Source organism: Rhizobium metallidurans, assembly GCF_014196505.1.
Lineage (GTDB): Bacteria > Pseudomonadota > Alphaproteobacteria > Rhizobiales > Rhizobiaceae > Rhizobium > Rhizobium metallidurans.
In genome coordinates this window covers 25,348-32,658 of sequence record NZ_JACIDW010000025.1, presented here as the reverse complement: position 1 = coordinate 32,658, position 7,311 = coordinate 25,348, and the positions used below count along the sequence as shown (strand labels likewise).

Annotated in this window: 5 protein-coding genes; 1 reads left to right on the top strand and 4 read right to left on the bottom strand. The window is 63.9% G+C overall.

Annotated elements, in window-relative coordinates; translation table 11 throughout:
- Positions 1–206 precede the first annotated feature (206 nt).
- The 4 genes from GGQ67_RS22670 to GGQ67_RS22655 all read right to left on the bottom strand — a co-directional run bounded on the left by GGQ67_RS22670 (position 207) and on the right by GGQ67_RS22655 (position 5,531).
- Positions 207–749 carry an endonuclease domain-containing protein gene (locus GGQ67_RS22670; protein WP_425503825.1) on the bottom strand — a complete coding sequence of 181 codons (543 nt, stop codon included), beginning with the start codon at positions 747–749 and terminating at the stop codon, positions 207–209.
- The gene (xdhB, locus tag GGQ67_RS22665; protein WP_183902395.1) at positions 674–3,016 is read right to left on the bottom strand and encodes a xanthine dehydrogenase molybdopterin binding subunit; all 2,343 of its coding nucleotides are present in this window, start codon (positions 3,014–3,016) and stop codon (positions 674–676) included. The genes GGQ67_RS22670 and xdhB overlap by 76 nt, the downstream gene beginning before the upstream one ends.
- A gap of 238 nt (positions 3,017–3,254) precedes the next feature.
- A complete protein-coding gene (gene xdhA / locus GGQ67_RS22660) occupies positions 3,255–4,721 on the bottom strand; it encodes a xanthine dehydrogenase small subunit (protein ID WP_183902394.1) in 1,467 nt (488 codons plus the stop codon).
- 33 nt (positions 4,722–4,754) lie between these two features.
- The gene (locus tag GGQ67_RS22655) at positions 4,755–5,531 is read right to left on the bottom strand and encodes a 3-hydroxybutyrate dehydrogenase (protein ID WP_183902393.1); all 777 of its coding nucleotides are present in this window, start codon (positions 5,529–5,531) and stop codon (positions 4,755–4,757) included.
- Between the two features lie 275 nt (positions 5,532–5,806).
- Between GGQ67_RS22655 and glpK the strand changes: the two genes are divergently transcribed.
- Positions 5,807–7,300, top strand: coding sequence for a glycerol kinase GlpK (gene glpK, locus GGQ67_RS22650; protein ID WP_183902392.1), 1,494 nt, complete (start codon positions 5,807–5,809; stop codon positions 7,298–7,300).
- Positions 7,301–7,311: the final 11 nt, after the last annotated feature.

Here is a 7,311-nt window from a genome sequence, read left to right as displayed (position 1 = left end):
GCCCGCAAACTCGTCATTCTCGCCAACACAATCCTCACCCGACAGACCGAATGGACGCCGAAATATGTGAAAGGATGAGACATGGTTGCTCCCCGTTGGGGAGAAGAGACTTGTGGCGGCCGCTCGTGCCTCTTGCTCCCTCTTCTCCCCAACGGGGAGAAGGTGGCCCGAAGGGTCGGATGAGGGGGCGTGGTGTGAACGAGAGATCAACCGCGCACCTTTGACGGAACGATCGCAGGATAGAAACGCAACACCTCGTCACGCACGAAGATACGGCCTTCCACGGCGGCCAAGATCGTCTCCAGCACCGCATGCCGGTCCCGCGTAATTTCGTGGTTCCAGAAGCGCAGGACCGAATAGCCGTTGATATTCAGCCAGTCCGTTCGCCTGTTATCCCTCTCGCTATCCGCATGCTGGAAGCCGTCTATCTCGACGATCAAGCGCACGCGTCTGCAGAGAAAGTCGGCAATGTAAGGTCCGATCGGAACCTGCCGAACGAATTTGTACCCATGGAGCTCACGGTTGCGCAGATCGCGCCAAAGCTGATGTTCCTCATCCGTCTCATCATGCCGCAAGCGGCGCGCCTGCGTGGTCTTGCCCGGCCTGCGCTTGGTGATGACGGGACGGGGCGGCTGCACGCGATGCCTCAGCTCTCTCGTGCCGGACGGTTCATTCATCCCACCGCCTTCATCCGCTCGACCGCCATCAGCACACGTTCCGGCGTCGCCGGTGCGTCGAGCCTGGGGCAGACCTTGTAATCCGCAACACTCGCCACCGCCATCGACAGCGCCTCCAGCACCGAGATCGCCAGCATGAAGGGTGGTTCGCCGACGGCCTTGGAGCGGCCGATGGTGTGTTCGGCGTTTTCGGACCATTCGGCCAGCTTGACGTTGAAGATCTTCGGGCGATCCGAAGCCAGCGGGATCTTGTAGGTGGAGGGGGCGTGGGTGCGCAGGCGCCCCTTGGCGTCCCACCAGAGCTCTTCCGTCGTCAGCCAGCCCATGCCCTGCACGAAGGCGCCCTCGACCTGGCCGATGTCGATCGCAGGGTTCAGCGAGCGGCCGACGTCGTGGAGGATGTCGGTGCGGTCGATCAGATATTCGCCGGTCAGCGTGTCGATCGAGACCTCGGTGCAGGAAGCGCCATAGGAGTAGTAATAGAAGGGCGTGCCCTTTCCGGCGGCGCGGTCCCAGTGGATCTTCGGGGTCTTGTAGAAGCCGGCGGCCGACAGCTGGACGCGGGCGAAATAGGCCTGCCTTATGAAATCAGGGAAGGGGATTTCCTGGTTGCCGACGCGCACCCGGTTGGGCAGGAAGGCGATCTCGGAGACCGGCACGTCCCATTTCTCGGCGGCGAAGGCGACGAGGCGTTCCTTGATCTGGCGGGCGGCGTCATAGGCGGCCATGCCGTTGAGATCGGTGCCGGAGGAGGCGGCCGTGGCGGATGTGTTGGGCACCTTGCCCGTGGTCGTCGCGGTGATCTTCACATGCTCGATATCGATCTGGAAGCTGTCGGCCAGAACCTGCGCCACCTTCGTATAAAGGCCCTGGCCCATCTCGGTGCCGCCGTGGTTCAGGTGGATCGAGCCGTCCTGGTAGACATGAACGAGGGCGCCGGCCTGGTTGAAGGCGGTCAGCGTGAAGGAAATGCCGAACTTCACCGGCGTCAGCGCGATGCCCTTTTTGATGTAACGGCTGTCGCGGTTGAATTCGATGATCTCTCGGCGTCGCGCTTGGTAGTCGGCGCTCTCCTCGAGCTCGCCGACGATCCGCTCCAGAATGCTGTCCTCGACCTCCTGGTGATACGGCGTCAGCGTGCGGCCGGAGCCAGGCTTTCCGTAGAAATTCAGTTTTCTGATATCGAGCGGGTCCTTGCCGACGGCATAGGCGATCTCCTCGATGAAACGCTCGGCGCCCAGCATGCCCTGCGGCCCGCCGAAGCCGCGAAAGGCGGTGTTGGAGACCGTGTGGGTCTTGAGCGGCTTCGAGGTCAGATGCACATGCGGGTAGAAATAGCTCGAGTCTGCATGAAACAGCGCGCGGTCGGTGACCGGGCCCGACAGATCCGACGAGAAGCCGCAGCGGGCCGCATAGGTGGCGTCGACCGCGTGGATCCGGCCTTCCTCGTCGAAGCCGACTTCGTAGTCGACCATGAAGTCATGGCGCTTGCCGGTGGCCGCCATGTCCTCGTCGCGGTCGGGCCGGAACTTGATTGATCGTTTCAGCTTCTTGGCGGCGATGGCGGCTAGCGCCGCGAACTGGTTGCCCTGCGTTTCCTTGCCGCCGAAGCCGCCGCCCATGCGGCGCACGTTCACCGTCACGGCGTTGGAGGGGATGTTCAGCACATGGCCGACGATATGCTGGATCTCGCTCGGATGCTGCGTCGAGGACCAAACCGTGACCTCGTCGTCCTCGCCGGGGATGGCCATCGCGATCTGGCCTTCGAGATAGAAGTGCTCCTGGCCGCCGATCCGCATCCGGCCCTTCAGCCGGCGGGCGGCGTTTGCCATCTCGCTCTTCGCCTCGCCGCGGCTCAGCGTCATCGGGCTGGTGACCAGCGCGCCGCCGTTTTCCAGCGCGCCGTCGATGTCACTCCAGTGGGCGAGGTCGCGATATTCGATCTTCGCCTTGCGGGCGGCGCGCCGCGCGATGTCGCGGGTCTCGGCGATCACCGCGAAGATCGGCTGCTGGTGGAATTCGACTTTTGTTTCGGCCAGCAGCGGCTCGTCGTGGCTGCCGTTGGAGCTGACGTCGTTGATCCCAGGTACGTCCTTGCCGGTGAAGACCCAGACGACGCCCGGCGTGGCGGCGACCTCGGAAAGGTCCATGCCGACGATCTCGGCATGCGCCCGGTCCGACAGGCCGAGCGCGCCGTGGAGCAGGCCGGATGGTTCCGGAAGGTCGTCGATGTAGTCGGCCGTGCCGGTGACGTGCTTGTGGGCGCTGTCGTGGCGGCGCGAGGCGTGCATCGGGCCCGATATGACGAAGGTGGGGTCGGGGAAGGCAGACTTGTCCATCAGGGGTTGCCTCCTGTGGTGGGTGTTTGGGGGTGGGGGATTATTGAGGGCGTGCCGATGGGGGTGAGCGTTGTGCCGAGTGGCCCCCTCATCCGCCTGCCGGCACCTTCTCCCCGGTGGGGAGAAGAGACTTGGGGTGGGCCGCTCGCTCCATCTTCCCTTCGCCCCATAGGGGAGAAGGTGGCCCGAAGGGTCGGATGAGGGGGCTGCACGGCACAACGGTACATATCATAGCCCATCACGCCACCTCCTCGAACCGCCGCAACTCCGCAGGCGCACCCGTCGTCTCCAGATAAAACCGCGTCAGCAAATTCTTCGCCGTCAGCTGTCGGTACTCAGCCGTCGCCCGCCAATCGGAAAGCGGCTGGAAGTCGGTGTCGAAGGCATCTCTTACCGCCTCGATCGTCTCCTCATTCCACGGCCGGCCGATGAGTTCGTTTTCGACGGCGCGGGCGCGCTTGGGCGTGCCGGCCATGCCGCCGAAGGCTATTCTCACGTCGTTGACGTCGCCCTGTTCATCCAGCGTCAGATAGAAGGCGCCGAGCACGGCGGTGATGTCCTCGTCGCGGCGCTTGGTGATCTTGTAGACGGCGAAATGCGTGTCTTCGGCCGGGTAGGGCACGAAGAGGCTCTCGACGAACTCGCCGGGGCGGCGGTCCTGCCTGCCGTAGTCGATGAAATAATCCTCCAGCCGCAGCATGCGCGTGCCCTCCGTCGAGCGCAGCTTGACGGTGGCGCCGAGCGCGATCAGCGGCGGCGGGCTGTCGCCGATCGGCGAGCCGTTGGCGATGTTGCCGCCGATCGTACCCATGTTGCGCACCTGCTCGCCGCCGATGCGGGTGATCAGCCGCCCAAGCGTCGGGACCTTGCTAGCAATGGTCTCGAAGGCGCGGGTATAGGTCACGCCGGCGCCGATGGTGATGCCGCCTTCACCAGAGGTGATCGTCTGCAATTCCTGCAGATGGTTGATGAAGACCACCGGGTTCAGCGCCCGCATCTGCTTGGTCACCCACAGGCCGACATCGGTCGAGCCGGCGACGATGGTCGCCTTCGGCTCGTCGGCCAGAATGCGTGCCAGTGCTTCCAGCGAGCCCGGCACCAGCAGGCGGTCTTCGCCCGAGGTGATCGAGATGGTGCCCGATCCCTGCATCGCCCACAATCTTGCGACGATGTCGGAGCGGGTGCGCTCCAGCGGGTCGAACAGCGCGCTCGGCCGCGTCCTCGCCACCTGCTCGGCGGCCTTGACGATCGGCTCGTAGCCGGTGCAGCGACAGAGATTGCCCTGCAACGCCTTCTCGATCTCGGCGCGATCGGGATTGCTGTTCGAAAGCCACAATCCATACATGGACATGACGAAGCCGGGGGTGCAGAAGCCGCATTGCGAGCCGTGACAGTCGACCATCGCTTGCTGCACCGGATGCAGCGTGCCGTCCTTCGCGGCCAGATGCTCGACGGTGACGACATGGGTGGCGTTCAGCGAGCCGATGAAGCGGATGCAGGCATTGACGGATTCATAGTGCAACTTGCCGTCGATCAGTCGGCCGACCAGAACCGTGCAGGCGCCGCAGTCGCCCTCGGCGCATCCTTCCTTCGTGCCCGTCAGCCGGCGCTTCAGCCGCAGGAAATCGAGAAGCGTCTCGGTAGGCTTGACGTCCTTCAGCGCGACGTCTTCGCCGTTCAGGATAAAGCGGATGCTGTCGTTCATGTCGTTCCCGGTTTTTCTCTTTATTTTAAATGGTTATGCCGCCGTCCAGCCCCCGTCAATCGAGATGTGGGTTCCTGTCACCTGGCGGGCCTCGTGGCTGGCGAGATAAAGCGCCAAAGCGCCGATCTCCTCGGCCTTGACGAATTCATGCGTCGGCTGCGCCTTCAGGATCACCTCGGTCTTGACCTGTTCCTCGGTCATTCCGCGGGCCTTCGCCGTGTCCGGGATCTGCTTTTCCACCAGCGGGGTCAGCACGTATCCCGGGCAAATGGCGTTGACGGTGACGCCCGTTTCGGCAAGTTCGAGCGCCGCCGTCTTCGTCAGGCCGAGTATACCATGCTTTGCCGCGACATAGGCGGATTTGAACGGCGAGGCGACAAGGGCGTGCGCCGAGGCGATGTTGATGATGCGCCCGTGCTTCTTCTCCTTCATCAGCGGGATCGCCGCACGCATCGTGTGAAACGCGCTGGAGAGATTGATCGCGATGATCTGGTCCCACTTGTCGATCGGGAAATCCTCGATCTTCTCGACATGCTGGATGCCGGCATTGTTGACCAGCACGTCGACGCCGCCGAAGGTCTTGGCCGCGGTGGCGATGAGATCGACGATCTCGTCCGGTTTGGTCATGTCGGCCGGATGATGGATGGCGCCGGCTTTGGAGAGTGCTTCAAGCCGTTCGGTTATGCCCTTGATTTCCTCGGGCTTTCCGAAGCCGTTGAGGACGATGTTGTCACCCTTGCCGGCGAATGCGGTGGCGATCGCCAGCCCGATGCCGCTGGTAGATCCGGTGACGACGACTGTTCTGGCCATGAGGTTCTCCGATTTGTCCTGCGACGCGGTGAAGGGGAGCCTAGTCCGGAATCGGTTGGGCTGGCAATTGGGGGCGCGCGTCGCGGTGCGGCATTGTGGCCGGGAGAGCCATTCCCGTCGTGCGGAGGGGACGTGCCCGGAATGCAACGGTGATGGCATCCTGAAGCCAGCAACACCCACAACCAACCGCCCAAACAAATTTCACTTTAATTTCTTTTCACATTCGTTTGCCTGCATTATTCATTCCCTCCGAAGCGGTTCATGGGAGGATGACAATGGCGGGGTATGTTCTGGCGATCGACCAGGGGACGACGTCGACGCGGGCGATCGTGTTCGCTGGCGAGATGAGGATCGCCGGGGCGGGCCAGAAGGAGTTCACGCAGATCTATCCGCAATCGGGCTGGGTCGAACACGATCCGGAGGAGATCTGGGGTTCCGTCGTCTCGACCATCAAGATGGCGATCCGCGAGGCGAAGATCAGCGCCAAGGACATCGCGGCGCTCGGGATCACCAACCAGCGCGAGACGGTTGTCGTCTGGGAGCGCGAGAGCGGCAAGCCGATCCACAACGCCATCGTCTGGCAGGACCGGCGCACCGCCAGCTATTGCGACAAGCTGAAGAAGCAGGATCTGGAGCGGACCTTCACCAGGAAGACCGGCCTGCTGCTCGACCCCTATTTCTCCGGCACAAAGCTTTCCTGGATGCTGGCCAATGTGAAGGGGGCGAGGGCGAGGGCTGCCAAGGGCGAGCTCTGCTTCGGCACGATCGACACATTTCTGATCTGGCGGCTCACCGGCGGCAAGAGCTTCGTGACCGATGCCACCAATGCGTCGCGGACGCTGATGTACAACATCGCCGAGAACGAATGGGACAGGGATCTCCTGGAGATCCTGCGCGTTCCCTCGGCGATGCTGCCGGAGGTCAAGGATTGCGCGGCCGATTTCGGCGTCACCGAGGCGGACATCTTCGGCGCCGTGATCCCGATCCTGGGCGTGGCCGGCGATCAGCACGCGGCGACGATCGGGCAGGCCTGCTTCGAGCCGGGCATGATGAAATCCACCTACGGCACCGGCTGCTTCGCCGTGCTCAACACCGGCGCCGACATGGTGCGCTCGAAAAACCGGCTGCTGACAACGATCGCCTACCGGCTGGACGGTGAGACGACCTATGCGCTCGAAGGTTCGATCTTCATCGCGGGTGCGGCCGTGCAGTGGCTGCGCGACGGGCTGGGGATCATCGACAGCGCGTCGAAGACCGGCGAACTCGCCGATGCCGCCGATCCCTCGCAGGAGGTCTATCTGGTCCCCGCCTTCACGGGGCTCGGCGCGCCGCACTGGGACGCGAACGCTCGCGGCGCGATCTTCGGCCTGACGCGCAACAGCGGCCCGAAGGAGTTCGCGCGCGCGGCGCTCGAAGCCGTCTGCTACCAGTCGCGCGACCTGCTGGATGCCATGCACAAGGACTGGAAGGGCGGTGTCGACGAGACGGTGCTGCGCGTCGATGGCGGCATGGTTGCCTCCGACTGGACGATGCAGCGGCTGGCCGACATTCTCGACGCCCCCGTCGACCGCCCCGTGATCCTGGAGACCACGGCGCTGGGCGCTGCCTGGCTCGCCGGCAGCCGTGCGGGCGTCTGGCCCGACAAGGCGGCCTTCGCCAGGAACTGGAAGCGCAACAACCGCTTCGAGCCTGCCATGGACGAAAAGACCCGGGCGGCGAAGCTGAAGGGTTGGCGGAGCGCGGTGAAGCGGACGTTGAGCGAGGGGTGAGCTTAACTGGT